At 71.8% G+C, this 18,734-nt stretch carries 14 protein-coding genes; 8 read left to right on the top strand and 6 right to left on the bottom strand.

Annotated features, from left to right (window positions below; genetic code table 11):
• Positions 1-57: 57 nt before the first annotated feature.
• On the top strand, positions 58-375 hold the full coding sequence (locus ACZ3UD_RS07235; RefSeq protein ID WP_465583254.1) for a DUF3817 domain-containing protein: 318 nt from the start codon (positions 58-60) through the stop codon (positions 373-375).
• 115 nt (positions 376-490) lie between these two features.
• Here ACZ3UD_RS07235 and ACZ3UD_RS07230 read toward each other — a convergent pair whose 3' ends face one another.
• Together ACZ3UD_RS07230 and ACZ3UD_RS07225 are read right to left on the bottom strand one after the other, a co-directional pair.
• Positions 491-2,119, bottom strand: a complete 1,629-nt coding sequence (locus tag ACZ3UD_RS07230; RefSeq protein ID WP_465583251.1) for a M4 family metallopeptidase — start codon at positions 2,117-2,119, stop codon at positions 491-493.
• 486 nt (positions 2,120-2,605) lie between these two features.
• A complete protein-coding gene (locus ACZ3UD_RS07225) occupies positions 2,606-4,234 on the bottom strand; it encodes a M4 family metallopeptidase (protein WP_465583248.1) in 1,629 nt (542 codons plus the stop codon).
• A gap of 497 nt (positions 4,235-4,731) precedes the next feature.
• Between ACZ3UD_RS07225 and ACZ3UD_RS07220 the strand changes: the two genes are divergently transcribed.
• The 3 genes from ACZ3UD_RS07220 (at position 4,732) to ACZ3UD_RS07210 (ending at position 7,554) form a co-directional block, all read left to right on the top strand.
• Positions 4,732-5,268: a MarR family winged helix-turn-helix transcriptional regulator gene (locus ACZ3UD_RS07220; protein WP_465583245.1), complete on the top strand. Its 537-nt coding sequence runs from the start codon at positions 4,732-4,734 to the stop codon at positions 5,266-5,268.
• A gap of 76 nt (positions 5,269-5,344) precedes the next feature.
• Positions 5,345-5,686, top strand: coding sequence for a DUF3817 domain-containing protein (locus ACZ3UD_RS07215; RefSeq protein WP_465583242.1), 342 nt, complete (start codon positions 5,345-5,347; stop codon positions 5,684-5,686).
• Between the two features lie 182 nt (positions 5,687-5,868).
• A complete protein-coding gene (locus ACZ3UD_RS07210) occupies positions 5,869-7,554 on the top strand; it encodes an acyl-CoA mutase large subunit family protein (protein ID WP_465583239.1) in 1,686 nt (561 codons plus the stop codon).
• A 258-nt stretch (positions 7,555-7,812) separates the two neighbouring features.
• Here the strand turns inward: ACZ3UD_RS07210 and ACZ3UD_RS07205 are convergent, their stop codons facing one another.
• The gene (locus tag ACZ3UD_RS07205) at positions 7,813-8,364 is read right to left on the bottom strand and encodes a TetR/AcrR family transcriptional regulator (protein ID WP_465583651.1); all 552 of its coding nucleotides are present in this window, start codon (positions 8,362-8,364) and stop codon (positions 7,813-7,815) included.
• Between the two features lie 526 nt (positions 8,365-8,890).
• Here ACZ3UD_RS07205 and ACZ3UD_RS07200 point away from each other — a divergent pair.
• The 4 genes from ACZ3UD_RS07200 to ACZ3UD_RS07185 all read left to right on the top strand — a co-directional run bounded on the left by ACZ3UD_RS07200 (position 8,891) and on the right by ACZ3UD_RS07185 (position 13,626).
• On the top strand, positions 8,891-9,886 hold the full coding sequence (locus tag ACZ3UD_RS07200; protein WP_465583237.1) for a tetratricopeptide repeat protein: 996 nt from the start codon (positions 8,891-8,893) through the stop codon (positions 9,884-9,886).
• 736 nt (positions 9,887-10,622) lie between these two features.
• Positions 10,623-11,294, top strand: coding sequence for a DUF6230 family protein (locus ACZ3UD_RS07195; RefSeq protein ID WP_387617124.1), 672 nt, complete (start codon positions 10,623-10,625; stop codon positions 11,292-11,294).
• A 152-nt stretch (positions 11,295-11,446) separates the two neighbouring features.
• Complete coding sequence (locus tag ACZ3UD_RS07190; RefSeq protein ID WP_465583234.1) at positions 11,447-12,139, top strand: DUF6114 domain-containing protein; 693 nt, start codon at positions 11,447-11,449, stop codon at positions 12,137-12,139.
• Entirely contained in the window at positions 12,136-13,626 is a 1,491-nt protein-coding gene (locus tag ACZ3UD_RS07185) for a DNA polymerase III subunit gamma/tau domain-containing protein (RefSeq protein WP_465583231.1), read from the top strand. Before ACZ3UD_RS07190 ends, ACZ3UD_RS07185 begins: the two co-directional genes overlap by 4 nt.
• A gap of 86 nt (positions 13,627-13,712) precedes the next feature.
• Here ACZ3UD_RS07185 and pyk read toward each other — a convergent pair whose 3' ends face one another.
• The 3 genes from pyk to pta form a co-directional block, all read right to left on the bottom strand.
• Entirely contained in the window at positions 13,713-15,140 is a 1,428-nt protein-coding gene (gene pyk / locus ACZ3UD_RS07180; RefSeq protein WP_465583229.1) for a pyruvate kinase, read from the bottom strand.
• A 94-nt stretch (positions 15,141-15,234) separates the two neighbouring features.
• Positions 15,235-16,458 carry an acetate kinase gene (locus ACZ3UD_RS07175; protein ID WP_465583227.1) on the bottom strand — a complete coding sequence of 408 codons (1,224 nt, stop codon included), beginning with the start codon at positions 16,456-16,458 and terminating at the stop codon, positions 15,235-15,237.
• Entirely contained in the window at positions 16,455-18,590 is a 2,136-nt protein-coding gene (gene pta / locus ACZ3UD_RS07170; RefSeq protein WP_465583224.1) for a phosphate acetyltransferase, read from the bottom strand. The genes ACZ3UD_RS07175 and pta overlap by 4 nt, the downstream gene beginning before the upstream one ends.
• Between the last annotated feature and the right edge of the window lie 144 nt (positions 18,591-18,734).

The following is an 18,734-nucleotide window of genomic DNA, read 5'->3' as shown; positions in this document are numbered from 1 at the left end:
TGTGAGTCGCTTCACAAGCGTGCCCACGCCTCCGACCCCCGTATTGAGGTATCCAACGTGAACAGCAGCGCCGTCCACCGCCTGCGCCTGGTCTCCGCCCCCGAGGGGATCTCCTTCGTCCTGCTGTTGATCTGCACGGCGCTGAAGTACACCACCAGCTTCAACGCCGTCCCGGTGCTCGGCCCTGTCCACGGGACCCTCTTCATCCTGTACGTGGTGTTCTGGATCCAGGCCTGGCAGACGCAGAAGTGGGACGCCAAGCGCGGCATCCTGCTGTTCGTGCTCTCGGTGCTGCCGTTCGGCGGCGTCTACGCCGAGCGGACCCTCGCCCAGGAGGAGCGCGGCGAGCTGCGGCCCGCCACCGCCGCCGCCTGACGCGAACGCGTGGACGGTCGACAGGCTGCCACGGCCTCCTCTCCCAAAGGGCCGCGGCAGCCTGTCGCCGTTTCTTGCCGGGAGTGGTCCAGGACGGGGGCCTGGTCGACGGGGCCTAGTTGACGTTCACCCCGCTCCAGGCCGCGGCCACCGCCTTGTACTCGGTGCTGGTCGCGCCGTAGAGGTCGGAGGCGGCCTTCAGGGTCGCGGTGCGGGCGGCCTTGTAGTTGGTGGTGGAGGTGAAGTAGACGGTCAGCGCGCGGTACCAGATCGCGGCCGCCTTGTCCCGCCCGATGCCGGTCACCTTCGCGCCGTTCGAGGTCGGGCTGTTGTAGCTGTAGCCGTTGATGCTCTTGGCACCGCTGCCCTCGGCGAGCAGGTAGAAGAAGTGGTTGGCGACGCCGGACGAGTAGTGCACGTCCAGGTTGCCGACGCCGGAGTACCAGGAGTCCGCGGACTGGCCGTCCAGGGAGGGCTTGTCCATGTACCGCAGCGGCTTGCCGTTGCCGAAGAGGTTGAGCTTCTCGCCGATCCAGTAGTTCGGCGGGTTGGCCGGCAGGTTGGCGTACCACTCGACCATGGTGCCGAAGATGTCCGAGGTGGCCTCGTTGAGGCCGCCGGACTCGCCGGAGTAGTTGAGTCCGGCGGTGGCGGAGGTGACGCCGTGGGTCATCTCGTGGCCGGAGACGTCGATGGCGGTCAGCGGGTGGGTGTTGCCGGAGCCGTCGCCGTACGTCATGCAGAAGCAGGAGTCGTTCCAGAACGCGTTGACGTAGTTGGAGCCGTAGTGCACCCGGCTGGTGGCGCCGACGCCGTTGTTCTTGATGCCGTTGCGGTTGAACGTCTTCTTGTAGTAGTCCCAGGTGGCCGCCGCGCCGAACTGGGCGTCCGCGGCCGCGGACTGACGGTTGGAGGCCAGGCCGTTGCCCCAGCTGTTGCTGGTGCTGGTGAAGAGCGAACCGCTGCCCGAGGTGGCGCCCTTGAGGTCGGTGGTGGACTGGTTGCCGCGGGTGGCGTCCTTGAGCGAGTAGGTCGAGCCGCTCTGGGTGGTGGTCAGCGGTACGGTGCCGACGTTGACGCCCTTGCCGGTGCCGGTCGCGGTCTGGAACTCCTCGTGGGTGGAGAGCAGTTCGCCGGTCGCCGCGTCGGTGACCACCTGCTGGCTGCTCGGGGTGCCGTCGGCCCGCTCGCCGCGCACCACCGTGCGGTGGGCCAGCCGCGGGTTGCCGTCGGCCGCCCAGACCACCAGCTCGGCCGCGCCCGCGCCGTCCACCCGGCTGAGCGCCGCCTCGTCCTCGTCGGCGGCCAGGCCCACGGTCGCCCGCACCGCGTCGGTGGCCCGTTCGGCGGCCTGGCCGGCGGCCAGGGCCGGGGTGGTGGTGGGCAGCGCCAGTCGGCCGGCGAAGGCGCGGTCCACCGAGCTCACCGAGCCGTCGGGGCGCTGGTGGACGACCAGGTCGCCGCCGAGCACCGGCAGGCCGGCGTAGGTCCGCTCGTAGCGCAGGTGCCGGGTGCCGTCGGCGTCCACCAGGGCGTCCCTGGCGACCAGCTGCTCCTGGTCGCCGAGGGCAAACTGGCCTGCGAGCGGGGCGGCTTGGGCGGCGGCCAGCGCGAGCGGCGCGGCCGACACCTGGTCGGGCGCGGGGGCGGCGGCCTGAGCGGCGGGGAGGACAGCGATCTGGACGACGCCGGCCAGCAGGGCGGTGGCGGAGAGTACGGCCGGGAGGGTCAGCTTTCGCTTCACGTAGGGGAGTTCCTTCCACGAGACCCGCGCTTTCCTGCGGGCGCGCCGCGTACCGGGGCGCCGGGGTTGGCGCCGTTGGGGCGGTAGGGCGCGGACGTGCTGCTGCCGTGCGGCTTCTGACGGACCGCCTGCTGGGTGGGGGAGGCGGTCGTCGGACGGGAGCTTGGTCAGAAGCATGACAATTCGTGGCGGGGAAGGACAGGGCGCCGCCGGGGATTGGCCAGGAATCGCCAGCGCCGGTACGGATGGTTCGACTGCCGCCCATTGCCCGGAATCCGCGGTTCGTCCCGCTGGCGGGACCCCGCCAGCCGGTCGGCCTTGACAGCCTCCGGGGCCGGCGGGGTTCCGGGCTTGGAGTGCCGGGCTCGGGTGCGAGCGCCCAGCGGCGAGCATGAGGCCGCGCGGCGCTCGGGCGCGGGCATGGGCGGACGCCCGGGGCCTGCCCTCCAACGAGGCCCCGGGCGTCCGCCCGCCGTGCGCCGTACGTCAGTTGACGTTGACGGCGCTCCAGGTGGCGGCGACGGCGTTGTACTCGGCGCTGGAGGCGCCGTACAGGTCCGAAGCGGCCTTGAGGGTTGCCGTGCGGGCGCCCGCGTAGTTGGTGGTGGAGGTGAAGTAGGTGGTCAGCGCCTTGTACCAGATCTGCGCGGCCTTGTCCCGGCCGATGCCGGCGAGGGTCGAGCCGTTGTACGTCGGGCTGTTGTAGCTGACGCCGTTGATCGTCTTGGCGCCGCTGCCCTCGGCGAGCAGGTAGAAGAAGTGGTTGGCCACGCCCGAGGAGTAGTGGACGTCCAGACCGCCGACCGAGGAGGACCAGTAGTCGGCGGACCTGCCGTCCTTGGACGGCTGGTCCATGTAGCGCAGCGGCTTGCCGTCACCGTTGATGTTGATCTGCTCGCCGATCAGGTAGTCCGGCTTGTCGGCGGCCAGGTTGGCGTACCACTCGACCATGGTGCCGAAGATGTCCGAGGTGCCCTCGTTGAGGCCGCCGGACTCGCCGGAGTAGTTGAGGCCCGCGGTGGCGGAGGTGACGCCGTGGGTCATCTCGTGGCCGGCCACGTCCAGCGCGGTCAGCGGGTGGGTGTTGCTCGCGCCGTCGCCGTACGTCATGCAGAAGCAGCTGTCGCTCCAGAACGCGTTGACGTAGTTGGAGCCGTAGTGCACCCGGCTGGTGGCGCCGACGCCGTCGTTCTTGATGCCGCTGCGGCCGAAGGTGTTCTTGTAGAAGTCCCAGGTGGCCGCGGCGCCGTACTGGGCGTCCACGGCGGCGGACTCCGGGTTGGAGACCAGGCCGTTGCCGAAGGAGTCGGTCGAGTTGGCGACCAGGGTGCCGGAGCCGGAGGTCCTGTTCTTCAGGGTGTAGGTGGACTGGCCGCCGCGGGTGGCGTCCTTCAGCTGGTACGAGGTGCCGCTCTGGGTGGTGGTCAGCGGGACGCTGCCGACGAAGACGCCCTTGCCGGTGCCGGAGGCGGTCTGCACCTGCTCGTGGGTGGAGAGCACCTGGCCGGTGGCGGCGTCGGTGACCAGCAGCTGGCTGCTCGGGGTGCCGTCGGCGCGCAGGCCCTCGACGGTGGTGCGGTAGGCCAGGCGCGGGTTGCCGTCGGTGGCCCAGACGACCAGTTCGGCCTTGCCGGCCTGGTGCACCTCGGTCAGCGGGGACTCGTCCTCGTCGACGGTGATGCCGACGGTGGACTGCACGGCGCCGGTCGCCTGGGCGGCGGCCTTGTCCGCCGGGATCTGCGGGGTGAGGCTCGGCAGGGCGAGCTGCGCGCTGACGGCCTTGTCCACGGCGGTGGTCGAGCCGTCCGCCTTCTGGTGCACCACCAGGTCTCCGCCCAGGACGGGGAGCCCGGCGAAGGTGCGCTCGTAGCGGAAGTGGCGGGAGCCGTCGGCGTCCACCACGACGTCCTTGGCCACCAGCTGCTCCTGGCCGCCCAGGGCCATGGCGTGCGCCACCTTGCCCGCCTGGCCGTTGGCCAGGGCGATCAGGTCGGCGCGCTGCTGCGCGGTCCGGGCGTGCGGGGTGGGATCCGCCTGGGCGGCGCCGGCCTGGACGACGCCGGTGAGCAGGGCGGTGGCGGAGAGTACGGCGACTGCGGCGAGCTTTCGCTTCACGGACGAGTCCTTCCGGGAAACCGCGTGTGGGCGCGGTCGCGCCTCGTCCCGGGGGCCGGGGTCGGCACCTGAGGGGCGGAACGGGCGCTGACGTGCGAGGACCCCGAGCGGTCGTGCGGCTGCCACCGGTTGGGTGGGGGTGGTGGCTGTAGAACGGGGTTGGCGGAAAGCATGACAATCGAGCAAATCAAATGACAGGTCTTGCTCATGAATTGGCCAAGTCCCGCCAAGGAGGGGGATTGTGAACGGAAGGACAAAGGGGATTTTTTACCCGGTCTTTCAGCGGGTTCCGGTCCGAACCGAGGCCTGATAGCGCGGCGTTGGGCGCTTCAGTGGTCAACCTCCGTACGCCGGTCGGCTGTTGCCCGGCGTTCACGCCGGCGCAATGTCCAGGTATGGACCTGGCCGCCCGATTGGCGGGATCCCGCCACACGTCGCGCTTGTCCACCATCAGGACAGCTGGTAGCACACGTCCCGTCCGCCGGTACGGTAAGGAGGTGGCCAAGCCCCTCGCACTCGACTTCGACCCGATCGCCCGCGCCGACGAACTGTGGGCCCGCCGCTGGGGCACCGTGCCCTCGATGGCGGCGATCACCTCGATCATGCGCGCCCACCAGATCCTGCTCTCCAGGGTCGACGCGGTGCTCAAGCCGTACGGGCTGACCTTCGCCCGGTACGAGGCGCTGGTATTGCTGACCTTCAGCCGGACCGGTGAGCTCTCGCTGTCCAAGATCGGCGAGCGGCTGATGGTCCACCCGACCAGCGTCACCAACACCGTCGACCGGCTGGAGCGGGCCGGCCTGGTCGCCCGCCGCCCCAACCCGCTGGACGGCCGCGGCGTGCTCGCCTCGATCACCCGGCGCGGCCGCGAGGTGGTCGAGGAGGCCACCCGGGAGCTCATGGCGATGGAGTTCGGGCTGGAGGAGTACGGCCCCGAGCAGTGCCGCCAGGTGTTCGAACTGCTCAGGCCGCTGCGGATCGCGGCCGGGGACTTCGCCGAGCCGGACGAGGGGGCTGCGAAGGAGCGGCCGTGAGGACGGCTACCCTCGTGGGAGCGGTGCGCGGATCCGGGCGTACCGGCCGAAACTGCCGAGCGAGGCGAGGAAGAGTATGAAGGCGACCCCCCTGCTGGGCTGGTACCGCGGCCTGGCCATTGCGACCGGTGTGGCTCTGCTGGTGTTCTGCGGCTTCATGGTGGCGAAGTACGGCTTCAGCACCGCCGAGGACGTGACCACCTACGTCGCGATGCTGCACGGCTACCTGTACATCGGGTACTTCATCGTGACCTTCCTGCTCGGGCAGAAGCTGAAGTGGCCGCTGGGCCGACTGGTGCTGACCCTGGCGGCGGGCTGCATCCCCTTCCTCTCCTTCGTCTTCGAGCGCAAGGTGGCTCGCGAGGCCGCCGAGAAGCTCCCGGCGGGCGACGGTGCCCGCCAGCCGGCCGGCGTCTGAGTCGAGCCGACCGCGCGAAACGGCGCCCCTTCCCCGCTCGGGGAAGGGGCGCCGTCGTTTTCCGGGTCCGCGTCGAACGGGTATCCATCGACAACTACTAGGACGTCCGAGTAAATTAGTAGGACGTCCTAATAGCTGTGCCGCCCGGTGCCGTGGCGGCCGTACGGAGCGGAGTTCGGCCCATGGACGCCGAGGAGATCGAGCGCGGACGGCAGCGCTGGCAGCAGCGGTACGACAAGGCCCGCAAGCGGGACGCGGACTTCACCACCCTCTCCGGCGACGAGGTCGAGCCGGTGTACGGCCCCGCCCCCGGGCAGGCCGTCGAGGGCTTCGAGCGGATCGGCTGGCCGGGCGAGTACCCGTTCACCCGCGGGCTGCACCCCACCGGCTACCGGGGCCGCACCTGGACCATCCGCCAGTTCGCCGGCTTCGGCAACGCGCAGCAGACCAACGAGCGCTACCGGATGATCCTGGACGCGGGCGGCGGCGGCCTGTCGGTCGCCTTCGACATGCCCACCCTGATGGGCTACGACTCGGACGACCCGAAGTCACTCGGCGAGGTCGGCCACTGCGGCGTGGCCATCGACTCGGCCGCCGACATGGAGGTGCTGTTCAAGGGCATCCCGCTCGGCGAGGTCACCACCTCGATGACGATCAGCGGCCCGGCTGTCCCGATCTTCTGCATGTACCTGGTCGCCGCCGAGCGCCAGGGCGTGGACCCGGCGGTGCTCAACGGCACCCTGCAGACGGACATCTTCAAGGAGTACATCGCCCAGAAGGAGTGGCTCTTCGCCCCCGAGCCGCACCTGCGCCTGATCGGCGACCTGATGGAGCACTGCGCCCAGGGCATCCCCGCGTACAAGCCGCTGTCCGTCTCCGGCTACCACATCCGCGAGGCCGGGGCGACGGCCGCGCAGGAGCTGGCGTACACCCTCGCGGACGGCTTCGCCTACGTCGAGCTGGGCCTGTCCCGCGGCCTGGACGTGGACGTCTTCGCGCCCGGCCTGTCCTTCTTCTTCGACGCGCACCTGGACTTCTTCGAGGAGATCGCCAAGTTCCGCGCCGCGCGCCGGATCTGGGCCCGCTGGATGCGTGACCGCTTCGGCGCCAAGACCGACAAGGCGCAGTGGCTGCGCTTCCACACCCAGACCGCCGGCGTCTCGCTCACCGCGCAGCAGCCGTACAACAACGTGGTGCGCACCGCCGTCGAGGCGCTCTCCGCGGTGCTGGGCGGCACCAACTCGCTGCACACCAACGCGCTGGACGAGACCCTGGCGCTGCCCTCCGAGCAGGCCGCCGAGATCGCGCTGCGCACCCAGCAGGTGCTGATGGAGGAGACCGGCGTCACCAACGTGGCCGACCCGTTGGGCGGTTCCTGGTACGTCGAGGCACTGACCGACCGGATCGAGCAGCAGGCCGAGGCGATCTTCCAGCGGATCCTCGACAAGGGGCGCGAGGACCACGAGATCGGCCCGATCACCTCCGGCATCCTGCGCGGGATCGAGGAGGGCTGGTTCACCGGCGAGATCGCCGAGGCGGCCTTCCAGTACCAGCAGGCGGTGGAGAAGGGCGAGAAGCGCGTGGTCGGCGTCAACTGCCACCCGCGCAGCGTCACCCCCGACCTGGAGATCCTGCGGGTCAGCCACGAGGTCGAGCGCGAGCAGGTGCGGGTGCTGGGCGAGCGCAAGGCAGCCCGGGACGACGCGGCGGTGCGGGCCGGGCTGGACGCCATGCTGGCGGCGGCCCGCTCGGGCGAGTCGATGATCCCGCCGATGCTGGACGCGGTGCGCGCCGAGGCGACGCTTGGCGAGATCTGCAACGCGCTGCGGCAGGAGTGGGGGACGTACCAGGAGAACGCGGCGTTCTGATCGCCTGAAGGGCGAAGCCGCCCCTTCGGCTCGGAGGCGAGCGGGCGAGTCCCCGCCCCGAGCCGAAGGGGCGCGCCGGTGTCGAAAGGGAGAAGCGACCAGCGAGGGACAAGTGCCGGAGCGCCGACCGTCGGCACCGGACCCAGAGCGCCCTGGAGGCGGGCGGGCGAATCACAGCGAGGGCGAGTAGCAGCCGCCGTACGGAGTGCCGTACGGCGGCTCCGCCGTGCCCGGAGCCAGTGTCCTCGGCCAGGGCGGTCAGCCGGTGGTGAGCGGTCCGAGCAGCAGGTCGGTGAAGCGGCGGATCCACTCGGGGGTGATCGGCTCGCCGCTGACCAGGACGCGGTGCTCGACCGTGCCCGCGATGGTGTCGAAGATGATGTCGACCTCCTCGCGGGCCGACTCGGCGTCGGTGTCCGGGTCGAGTTCGCCGCGCGCCTGGGCGGCTGCCCGGCCCTGCCGGACCAGGCGCTTCTGCGGGTCCACGATCGCCTCGCGGATCCGGCGGTGCAGCAGCGGGTCGCGGATGCCCTCGGCGAACAGCGCGAGCAGCGCGGCCTGGGTCTCCGGGCGGGCCAGCAGGTCGGCGAACTGGGCCACCACGGCCTCGATGTCGTCCCGCAGGTTGCCGAGGTCGGGCATCACCAGTTCGTCGAAGAGGCTGGCGACGGCGTCCACCACGAGCTCGTTCTTGGACGGCCAGCGGCGGTAGAGGGTGGTCTTGGCGACCTTGGCGCGGGTGGCCACGTGTCCCATGGTCAGTCCGCCCCAGCCGAGTTCGGCGAGGGCTTCGCGGGTGGCGTCGAGGATCGCGAGGTCGGCGGCGGCGCTGCGCGGGCGGCCCTTGGCCCGGGACGCGCTCGTCCCCTCCTGGACTGTGCCGCCCCGGACTGTGCTGTCCGGGACCGTGTTGTCCGGGACCGCGTTGTCCGGGCTCGCGGAGGGCTGGGCGGCCGGCACCGGGTCTCCTTGCGCTTTACTGGTAAGTAACTTGGGTGGGGCTGGTAACGGTAGCGACTGTTCGTCGATTCGGGCAGCCGGGCGGGTCCGGAAAGTGGGGCAGGTCACGTCCCCGAAGCGCCGGTTGGGCTTGCGGCCGGGGCACCGGCTCCAGTTACGCTACGACCTGTAGCGAAAGAAGTGACAACCAGGCGCCGCATCCCGTGGGACGGGGGCGGCGCGGGTGCGGGTGGGGATCCGCGCCGAACGGTTCAGGCTACCGGGGGCTCTGGAAAGAGGGGCGCACTGCCCGGAAACCCGTCGCCGCGCAGCCCGCGCGGGGCGACTTTCCGGAGGTTGGTGCCCGCGAGCAGCGCGGACGGGGGAGGATGGTGCCATGCAGCCACGGAATTCGCGTCTCAACAGCTCCGCCCTGCGCGGCGCGGTCGACCTCGCCGCAGTGAAGGCGGCCGGCGAGGCCGCCCAGAAGGCCGAGCAGGCCCGGGCCGAGCGGGCCCGCCAGGCGGCCGCCGCCGAAGCGGCCGGAGTCGCCCCCGACCAGTCCGCCGCCTACCAGCTCGTCATCGACGTCACCGAGGACACCTTCGAGGCCGAGGTCGTCCAGCGCTCCACCGAGGTGCCGGTCGTCATCGACTTCTGGGCCGAGTGGTGCGGCCCCTGCAAGCAGCTCAGCCCGATCCTGGAGGGCCTGGCCGAGGAGTACGCCGGCCGCTTCGTGCTCGCCAAGATCGACGTGGACGCCAACCAGCTGATCGCCCAGCAGTTCGGCATCCAGGGCATCCCGGCCGTGATGGCCGTGGTGGCCGGCCAGCTGGTGCCGCTGTTCCAGGGCGCGGAGAGCGCCGCCAACGTCCGCAAGGTGCTGGACCAGCTGATCCTGGTCGCCGAGCAGCGCTTCGGCATCTCCGGCGGCGCGGTCGCCCCGGGCGAGGCTCCGGCCGCCGCCCCGCAGCGGCCCGAGGACCCGGCGCTGGCCGCCGCGCACGACGCGCTGGACGCCGGCGACCTGGGCGGTGCCATCCGGGCGTACAAGAACGTGCTGACCGACCAGCCGGGCAACACCGAGGCGAAGCTGGGCCTGGCCCAGGCGGAGCTGCTGCAGCGGGTCGAGGGCCTGGACCTGCAGACGGTCCGGGCGGCGGCCGCCGCCGACCCGAAGGACGTCGAGGCCCAGCTGCGGGCGGCCGACCTGGACCTGGTGGGCGGTCACGTCGAGGACGCCTTCGGGCGCCTGGTGGACACCGTCGGCCGGACCTTCGGCGAGGACCGGGACACCGCCCGGCTGCGCCTGCTGGAGCTGTTCGAGGTGATCGGCGCCGAGGACCCGCGGGTCGTCGCGGCCCGGACGGCGCTGGCCCGCGTGCTGTTCTGAGTCCGGTGCCGGCCGCTTCCGGCCGGGTTCGGGCGGGTCGCCTGGCACCCGGTGCCTGGCACGGCGGATGACCTGCGGTGTCGCTGGAGATTTGGCGACAATCCGGTCAACCGGACAGACGTTTACCAAATCTTGATTTCACCCGTGGGTGGTCACGCTCGGTGACCACCTACGGGTGTTTCGCTGGTGTTTCCGGCGGATTTCGTCGCCACGATTCCTTCAAGGCGTCACGCAGGGTGTAATTTCGGACGTTTTCATGATCAACGTCACCTGCTGTTGCATTACCCGTCAGTAAGGCACCCCTTGTGCTTCGCCCGGGATTCAAGCACGATCGGCCACGCCCGGTCCCAGACTCCACACCCACCGACAGCCGGTCGGCCAACGCGGAGCGCGGGATCCCCACCGGGTGATCCGTCGGCCCCGGTCGGCGGTAGGGAGGGCAGGGGGGTATCCGCGGTCCCACGGCGGTTCCTGTCCTCGACCGGCCGCGCGGCCCTGCGCGGTCGCTGGTTGTCGCTCGGGGGTGATCGCCGATGTCGCCGGTCCGACCCGTCGTCCCACAAGGACGGCCGGTATCGGGACGGGAGTGCCGCGTTGCGCCGGCCGCTCCCGCGTCCGACGACGCCCAAGGCGCTCTCCGCTACCGAGGACGTAGCTCTCTCCCATCCCAGGCCCCCACCGGCGCGGGACGCGCCGCCGGGGAGCCGGAGATGTACGTCCTAGAAGGAGGACTCGCATGTCCAAGACCTACGGCAAGACCCGCTGGAAGCGCTTCGCCCTGGTGATGGTGCCGAGCGTCGCGGCCACCGCGATGGTCGGCGTCTCGATCGCCAACAGCGCGCTCGCCGCCTCGTTCAGCATTTCCGGCCAGCAGTTCAAGGTCAGCACCGACCAGCTGCACGGCACCAACTTCGCCCAGTTCGGCTCCGTCGACATCGAGGCGAACGGCAAGCCGCACCCGGTCGCGGTCTCGGCCTTCGACCACGCCGACATCACCAACCTGTGCCAGTCGGTGGTGACCGACCTGTCCGCGTTCGGCCTGGGCAAGATCACCCTGCAGCTGCACGCCGGCACCGAGGCGGGCAAGCCGGTTCAGGCCGACAACCTGCTGATCGACCTGGAGCAGCTGAAGGCGGACGCGACCTTCACCAACATCAACATCGGTCAGGACGCCTCCACGCTGTCCGGCTCGGCCACCCAGGGCTGGGCCCCGCACGCCGGTGTCACCAAGGCGGGCGGCGGCGCCGGCCTGCCGACCGGCCCGACCGGTTTCGCCCAGTCCGCCAAGGTCGCCGACCTGAGCGGCGTTCAGCAGACCGCGCGGGCCACCTCGGCCGGCACCTTCAAGCTGAACGGCCTGAACCTCGCGCTGAAGAGCGGCGACGGCGCGGGCAACGAGTGCTTCTGAGCCTCGACTGACGTTCCGGACCCCGTCTGACGGCATGCCGCCCGGTGTGCCGGGACGACGGGTCCACCTGGGGCCGGGGGCGGCGGGCGACCGCCGTTCCCGGCCCACCCCCCTTTTGTTCTTCCCTCGTAGCGACGTCGAGGAGTTGCACCATGTCCAGCGCAACGGTCGAGACGCGGCCCCGCCAGCAGAACCCCATCGGGTGGCTGTGGCGGCACTTCCGTGAATTCCGCCGCACCAGGCCCTTCTGGGGCGGCCTGCTGGCCATGATCGCCGGCGTCCCGATCCTCTACTTCCCGTACGCGCACCTGACGTTCGGCGGGCTGACCATAGCGATGTCCACCACCGCGGGTGCCGGATCGCTGATCATCGGGGTGCTGATGATCATCCTCGGCGCGACCGCCTGGTTCCAGCCCGCTGTACGGGTCTTCGGCGGCATCGCGACCATCCTGCTGACCCTGGTCTCGATCCCGGTCTCCAACCTGGCGGGCTTCGGACTGGCGCTGCTGCCCGGCCTGATCGGCGGCGGGCTGATGGTCTCCTGGGCGCCGCTGCCGGAGCCGTCCACCGAGCCGGCCAGGGGACGGCGTGCGCGCCGGGCCGGGAAGGCGGAGGGCAACGCGGTGGCGCAGAGCGTCGCCACCGAGCCCGCCGAGGCCGCCGAGGCCGCTGAAGCCGGGACCGCCGACGCCGAGGCCGCTGCGAAGGGCGCCGAGGCCGCCGAGACGCCCACCGCGAAGCTGCCCGCCCAGGGCGCGCCCAAGGAGCCCGTGGCGGCCGAGCCCGCCGCCGAGGCCGCCGTTCCGCAGCAGGGCGGTGCCGGGGACCAGGAGGAGGCGCGGTGAGCGGGACGGCCGAGCAAGCAGAGGGCGCGGCCGTCCCCGCGCAGCGCTCCGGCAGACACGCGGCGCCGCGCACGCCGGTCCGGGTCCGGCTGAGAGGCCGCGCGCTGGCGATGGCGGCGGTGCCGACCGCGCTGCTGATGGCCGCCGCCTACACGCCCAACCCGGCGGTCGCCGAGTCCGCGGCGGGCAAGCCCTGCCCCACCGCGCCCGCGGCCGTCCCGGACGTCGCACCGATCGAGACGCCCGTCCCCAAGAGCGAGCTGCCCGCGCCGCCGCCCGGCCCGTCCGGCACGCCCGGTACGGCGCCGACGGCGGCTCCGACCGCCGGGGCCACCGCCGCGCCCTCGACCGGCCCGAGCTCGGTGCCCACCCAGACGCCGACCACCGCGCCGACCGCCTCGCCGGTGAAGCCTCCGGCCGCCACGGCGCCCACCTCGCCGGTGAAGCCGCCCGTGGTCCGCTCCGCCGACACCGGCGGCTCGGGTGCGGTGAGCGCCGTCTACCAGGGCACCGGCAACGGCACGGCCACCGCGAGCCAGGCCGGACTGATCGACGACATCGTCGGCGGCATCAACCACCTGCTGAACCCCGGTGGTTCGGCCAGCCCGACACCGAGTGCCACGCCGACCGCCACCCCGGCGCCGGGCGCCCCCGCGCCGGGTCCCCAGGCCCCCGCCGCCCCGGCCCCGCGGGCCGGCACCCCGGCGCAGCCGGCCCAGCCGCAGGCCCCGGCGGCCGGCACCCAGCAGGCCGCGCCGCCCGCCGCGCAGTCCTCGGGCGGCCAGCCCGCCGGCGGGCAGCCCTCGCCGGCCGCCACCGCGCCGACCGGCAAGGCGAGCCCCAAGGCGGCCCCGTCCGCGACCCCCTCGACCGGCGCCTCCGCGACGCCCACGCCCGGCACGAGCGCCTCGGGCACGCCGTCCGCCTCGCCCACCGCGGACCCCAACTGCGCGGTGGACGCCCGGAATCTGACCGCTGGCGCGGCCTCCCCGGGGCACGTCGTCCCGGAGCAGAACTGGACGCTGCAGACCAGCCGGCTCGGCCTGCACGGCTCGGTGTTCCACGGCGTCTACGACGTGAAGACCCCGACCGGCACCAAGCGGGTGCTGAAGTTCGTGGTCGACAGCGTGGACATCGAGAACCTCGACATGTCGACCCTGGAGGGCAACGGCGTCACCTTCCACGTCCAGGGCGCCCCGGGTTCGACCTCGACCATGCGCAACGGCCCGGTCACCATGTACGTGGAGCGGCTCTCCGGCCACCTGTCCAAGGTGCTCGGCCTGCCGATCCCGATCGACCTGGGCGAGATCACCCTCACCCCGGACACCCTGCCGCGCTGGCTGTACGACCTGATCGGGTCCATCCCGGTCCCGCTGGACCTGGAGCTGACCGGGGTCACCGCCAAGCAGGCCGGCCAGTTCGGCGGCACCCTGCACATCCCCGGGATGCACCTGTTCAACGACGACGCCCCCTACAGCGACAAGTAGGCGGCGAGCAGCGGACGCCGAAACGCCGGTGGGGCGGCCCTTCCGTTCAGGAGGACCGCCCCACCGGCGTTCGCGCTAGCGGAGCGTCACTCGCCGTGGCTGCCCAGGCGGTGCACCTGCACCATGTTGGTGGTGCCGGGGATGCCGACCGGGACACCGGCGGTGACGATGACGGTGTCGCCCTCGCGCAGGACGCCCATCTTCAGCAGCTCGCGGTCGACCTGCGCGACCATCGCGTCGGTGGTGGCCACCTGCTCGGTGACGTACGACTCGACGCCCCAGCTCAGCGAGAGCTGGTTGCGGGTGGCCGCGTCCGGGGTGAACGCGATCACCGGGATCGGCGAGCGGTAGCGGGACAGCCGACGCGCGGTGTCACCGGACTTGGTGAACGCGATCAGCGCCTTGCCGTTCAGGAAGTCGCCCAGCTCGCACGCGGCGCGGGCGACCGAGCCGCCCTGGGTGCGCGGCTTGCGGCCCGGGTTGAGCGGCTGGAGGCCCTGGGAGACCAGCTCCTCCTCGGCCTTCTCGCAGATCCGGCTCATGGTGCGGACGGTCTCGACCGGGTACTTGCCGACGCTGGACTCGGCGGAGAGCATCACCGCGTCGGTGCCGTCCAGGATGGCGTTGGCGACGTCGGAGACCTCGGCACGGGTCGGGCGGCTGGCGTGGATCATCGACTCCATCATCTGGGTGGCGACGATGACCGGCTTGGCGTTGCGGCGGGCCAGCGTGATCAGCTGCTTCTGGACCAGCGGCACCCGCTCCAGCGGGTACTCCACGGCCAGGTCGCCGCGGGCGACCATGATGGCGTCGAAGGCGAGGACGATCTCCTCCATGGCCTCGACGGCCTGCGGCTTCTCGATCTTGGCGATGACCGGCACCCGGATGCCGACCTCGTCCATGACCTCGTGGACGTCCTTGATGTCGTCCGCGTTGCGGACGAAGGACAGGGCGACCATGTCGACGCCCAGACGCAGCGCGAAGCGCAGGTCCTCCTTGTCCTTCTCGGACAGGGCGGGCACGTTCACGGCCGCGCCGGGCAGGTTGATGCCCTTGTTGTTCGAGAGCACGCCGCCCTCGACCACCACGGTCTTCACCCGCGGGCCGTCGACGCTGACGACCTCCAGGGCGATGACGCCGTCGTTGATCAGGATCGGGTCGCCGGGCTTCACGTCGCCGGGCAGGCCCTTGTAGGTGGTACCGCAGATGTGCTGGTCACCGGGGACGTCCTCGGTGGTGATGGTGAACTCGTCGCCGTTGTCGACGGTCACCGGGCCGTTGGCGAAGGTCGCCAGACGGATCTTGGGACCCTGGAGGTCGGCCAGGACGCCGATGGCCTTGCCGGTGTCCTCCGAGACCTGGCGGACCTTTCGGTACCGCTCCTCGTGGTCCGCGTGGTTGCCGTGGCTCATGTTCAGTCGGGCGACGTTCATGCCCGCCTCGACGATGGCCTTCAGCTGTTCGTAGGAGTCCGTTGCCGGACCCAGGGTGCAGACAATTTTCGCTCGGCGCATATGGATCAGTCTATCCGTTCGTGTTATAGGTGCATTCGGCACGAATCGTGGGGAATCGCCGACGAAGGATTCCGAGGAGCGAGACGACGGTGTGTCAGTCCTCGGACTTCTCCCCCTCCCGATGCACCAGGGCGAAGGCCTGTCGGGCGATCTCCAGCTCCTCGTCGGTGGGCACCACCGCGACCGCCACCCGGGCGTACGCGGGCGAGATGATCCGGGGCTCGCCGGAGCGCACCGAGTTCAGCTCCGGGTCCACGGCGATGCCCAGCTCGTCCAGCCCGGCGGTGGCCGCCGCGCGAACCGGCGCCGCGTTCTCCCCGACGCCCGCGGTGAACGCGATCGCGTCCACCCGGCCGAGCACCGCGTAGTAGCCGCCGATGTACTTGCGCAGCCGGTGGACGTAGCTGTCGAAGGCGAGCTTCGCGTCCGCGTCCCCCTCGTCGGCCCGGCGCATGATCTCGCGCATGTCGTTCTCGTCGCACAGGCCGCGCAGGCCGCTGCGGCGGTTGAGCAGGTCGTCGATCTCGTCGACGGACAGCCCGCCGACCCGGTGCAGGTGGAACACCACGCCGGCGTCGATATCACCCGAACGGGTGCCCATGACCAGGCCCTCCAGGGGGGTCAGGCCCATCGAGGTGTCCACGCAGCGCCCGCCGCTGACCGCCGAGGCGGAGGCGCCGTTGCCCAGGTGCAGCACGATCACGTTGATCTCGGCCGGGTCCTTGCCGAGCAGCCGGGCGGTGGCCCGCGAGACGTACTGGTGCGAGGTGCCGTGGAAGCCGTAGCGGCGCACCCGGTGCTCGTCGGCGACGGCCTTGTCGATCGCGTACCGGGCCGAGTACTCGGGCATCGACGCGTGGAAGGCGGTGTCGAAGACGGCCACCTGCGGCAGGTCGGGCCGCAGCGCGCGGGCCACCTCGATGCCGGTGATGTTGGCCGGGTTGTGCAGCGGCGCGACCGGGATCAGTCGGCGGATCTCCTTGAGCACCTCGTCGGTGATCACGGTCGGCTCGGTGAACCGCTTGCCGCCGTGCACCACCCGGTGGCCGATCGCGGCCAGCTCGGGGGAGTCCAGCCCGAGGCCGTCGGCGGACAGCTCCTCGGCGACGGCCTTCAGCGCGGCCGAGTGGTCCGGGAAGACCTGTAGCACCTCGCGCCGCTCGCCCGCGCGCGGGGTGTGCGCCAGCCGGCCGCTGGACTCGCCGATCCGCTCGACCAGCCCGGAGGCCAGCTTGGCGCCGTCCAGCATGTCGATCAGCTGGTACTTCACCGACGAGGATCCGGCGTTGAGAACCAGAACGCGTGTTCCTTCGCTCATGCGACAGGCTCCTTGTCGTCCTGGGACTGGATGGCGGTGATCGCGACGGTGTTGACGATGTCCTGCACCAGCGCCCCGCGCGAGAGGTCGTTGACGGGCTTGCGCAGGCCCTGCAGCACCGGGCCGACGGCGACCGCGCCGGCCGAGCGCTGGACGGCCTTGTAGGTGTTGTTGCCGGTGTTGAGGTCCGGGAAGATCAGCACGGTCGCCCGCCCGGCCACCGGCGAGCCCGGCAGCTTGGTGGCGGCGACGAGCTCGTCCACCGCCGCGTCGTACTGAATCGGGCCCTCGACCAGGATGTCCGGGCGCAGCTCGCGGACCAGCTCGGTGGCCTTGCGGACCTTGTCGACGTCCGCGCCCGAGCCGGAGGTGCCGGTGGAGTAGGAGAGCATCGCGACCCGCGGCTCCACCCCGAACTGGGCGGCGGTGGCGGCGGACTGGATCGCGATGTCGGCCAGCTGCTGGGCGTCCGGGTCGGGGTTGACCGCGCAGTCGCCGTACACCAGCACCTTGTCGGCCAGGCACATGAAGAAGACGGAGGAGACGATCGAGGCGCCCGGCGAGGTCTTGATCACCTCGAAGGCGGGCCGGATGGTCGCCGCGGTGGAGTGCACCGCGCCGGAGACCATGCCGTCGGCGATGCCCTCCTGGACCATCAGGGTGCCGAAGTAGGAGACGTCGGTGACCACGTCCAGGGCCAGTTCGACGGTCATCCCCTTGTGGGCGCGCAGCCGGGCGTACAGCTCGGCGAACTGCCGGCGCAGCGGGCTGGTGGCCGGGTCGACGATCCGGAGCTGGGCGCGGTCGGCGCCCGGCTCTCCCCCGGGTTGCGGCAGGTCGATGCCCAGGCTCGCGGCCTTGCGGCGCACCGCGTCGATCTCGCCGAGCAGGGTGAGGTCGCAGATGTTGCGGCGCAGCAGGATCTCGGCCGCGCGCAGCACCCGCTCCTCGGTGCCCTCGGGCAGGACGACGTGCCGGCGGCCGGCCCGGGCGCGCTCCAGCAGCTCGTGCTCGAACATCATCGGGGTGACCCGCTCGGACCGGCCGACCTCGATCCGGTTCGTCAACTCGGCGGTGTCGACGTGCAGTTCGAACAGGCCGAGGGCGATCTCGGCCTTCCGGGGGCTGGCCGCGGTGAGCTCGCCCTCCAGGTGAGTCAGGGTGGCGGCGGTGGGCCAGCTGCCTTCGGGGACGACCGCGACCGGGGTGCCGGGGGCGAGCCGGGCGGCCAGTGCCATGACGTTGGGGCCGGGGTGCTGGCCGAGGGTCAGCAGCACGCCGGCGATCGGCGGGGCGCCGGCCGCGTGGGCGGCCAGCGAGCCGACCACCAGGTCGGCGCGGTCCCCGGGGGTGACCACCAGGGCGCCCTCGGTCAGCGCGTCCAGGAAGGTGGGCAGCATGGCGCCGCCGAAGACGAAGCCGCGCACGTCCCGGGCCAGGCCCGCGGCGTCGCCGAGCAGCACCTCGGCGCCGGTCGCCTCGACCAGCTGGGCGACGGTCGGCGCGGCCAGGGCCGGCTCCTCCGGGATGACGTAGGCGGGGATCGGCAGCTTCTCGGTGAGGGTGCGCTGGATCCGCTGCTTGGCGCTCGGGGCGGTCCGGTTGGCGATCATGGCCAGGGTCTCGCAGCCGAGGTCGGTGTACGCCCGGTGGGCGCCCAGCACCTCGGCGATCACGGCCTCCGGGTCCTTGCCCTGGCCGCCGACCACCGGCAGCACGGCGGCGCCGAACTCGTTGGCGAGGCGGGCGTTGAAGGCCAGTTCGTCCGGGATGTTGGTGTCGGCGAAGTCGGTGCCGAGCACCAGGACGGCCTGGCAGCGCCGCTCCAGCGAGCGGAAGCGGTCGACCAGGGCGGAGACCAGCTCGTCCTGCCCCTGGGCGGCCTGCAGCGCGGCGGCCTCCTCGTAGGTGAGCCCGTACAGCTCGGAGCCGGGCAGCTCGATCCGGTAGCGGCCGCGCAGCAGCTCGACCACGTGGTCCGAGCCCGGCTCTCCGGGGGCGGCCGCGTGCACCAGCGGACGGAACACCCCGACCCGGTCCACCTGGCGGGTGAGCAGTTCCATGACCCCGAGTTCGACCGCCTGTCGGCCGTCCCCCCGGTCGATGCCGGTCACGTACACGCTGCGCGCCACGTGGGTGTCTCCGTCCCGTCGCCTCGGAAGGTGGTCATCTCGACCATACCTTCACACCCCGAACGGCCGTCCGCGAGCAGAGGGCGCCCTGGGCGGCAAGGGGCGAAGGTCACCTCCGGGCGCCTGCGGGAGGGGCGCCCGGAG

Source organism: Kitasatospora sp. NPDC023118, assembly GCF_055560875.1.
This window is presented reverse-complemented; position numbering and strand designations above follow the sequence as displayed.

Coding starts and splice junctions, on each gene's coding strand:
- ACZ3UD_RS07200 (WP_465583237.1), top strand. CDS start 8,891: ATGCAGCCACGGAATTCGCGTCTCAACAGCTCCGCCCTGCGCGGCGCG.
- ACZ3UD_RS07210 (WP_465583239.1), top strand. CDS start 5,869: ATGGACGCCGAGGAGATCGAGCGCGGACGGCAGCGCTGGCAGCAGCGG.
- pyk (WP_465583229.1), bottom strand. CDS start 15,140: ATGCGCCGAGCGAAAATTGTCTGCACCCTGGGTCCGGCAACGGACTCC.
- ACZ3UD_RS07190 (WP_465583234.1), top strand. CDS start 11,447: ATGTCCAGCGCAACGGTCGAGACGCGGCCCCGCCAGCAGAACCCCATC.
- ACZ3UD_RS07175 (WP_465583227.1), bottom strand. CDS start 16,458: ATGAGCGAAGGAACACGCGTTCTGGTTCTCAACGCCGGATCCTCGTCG.
- ACZ3UD_RS07195 (WP_387617124.1), top strand. CDS start 10,623: ATGTCCAAGACCTACGGCAAGACCCGCTGGAAGCGCTTCGCCCTGGTG.
- ACZ3UD_RS07215 (WP_465583242.1), top strand. CDS start 5,345: ATGAAGGCGACCCCCCTGCTGGGCTGGTACCGCGGCCTGGCCATTGCG.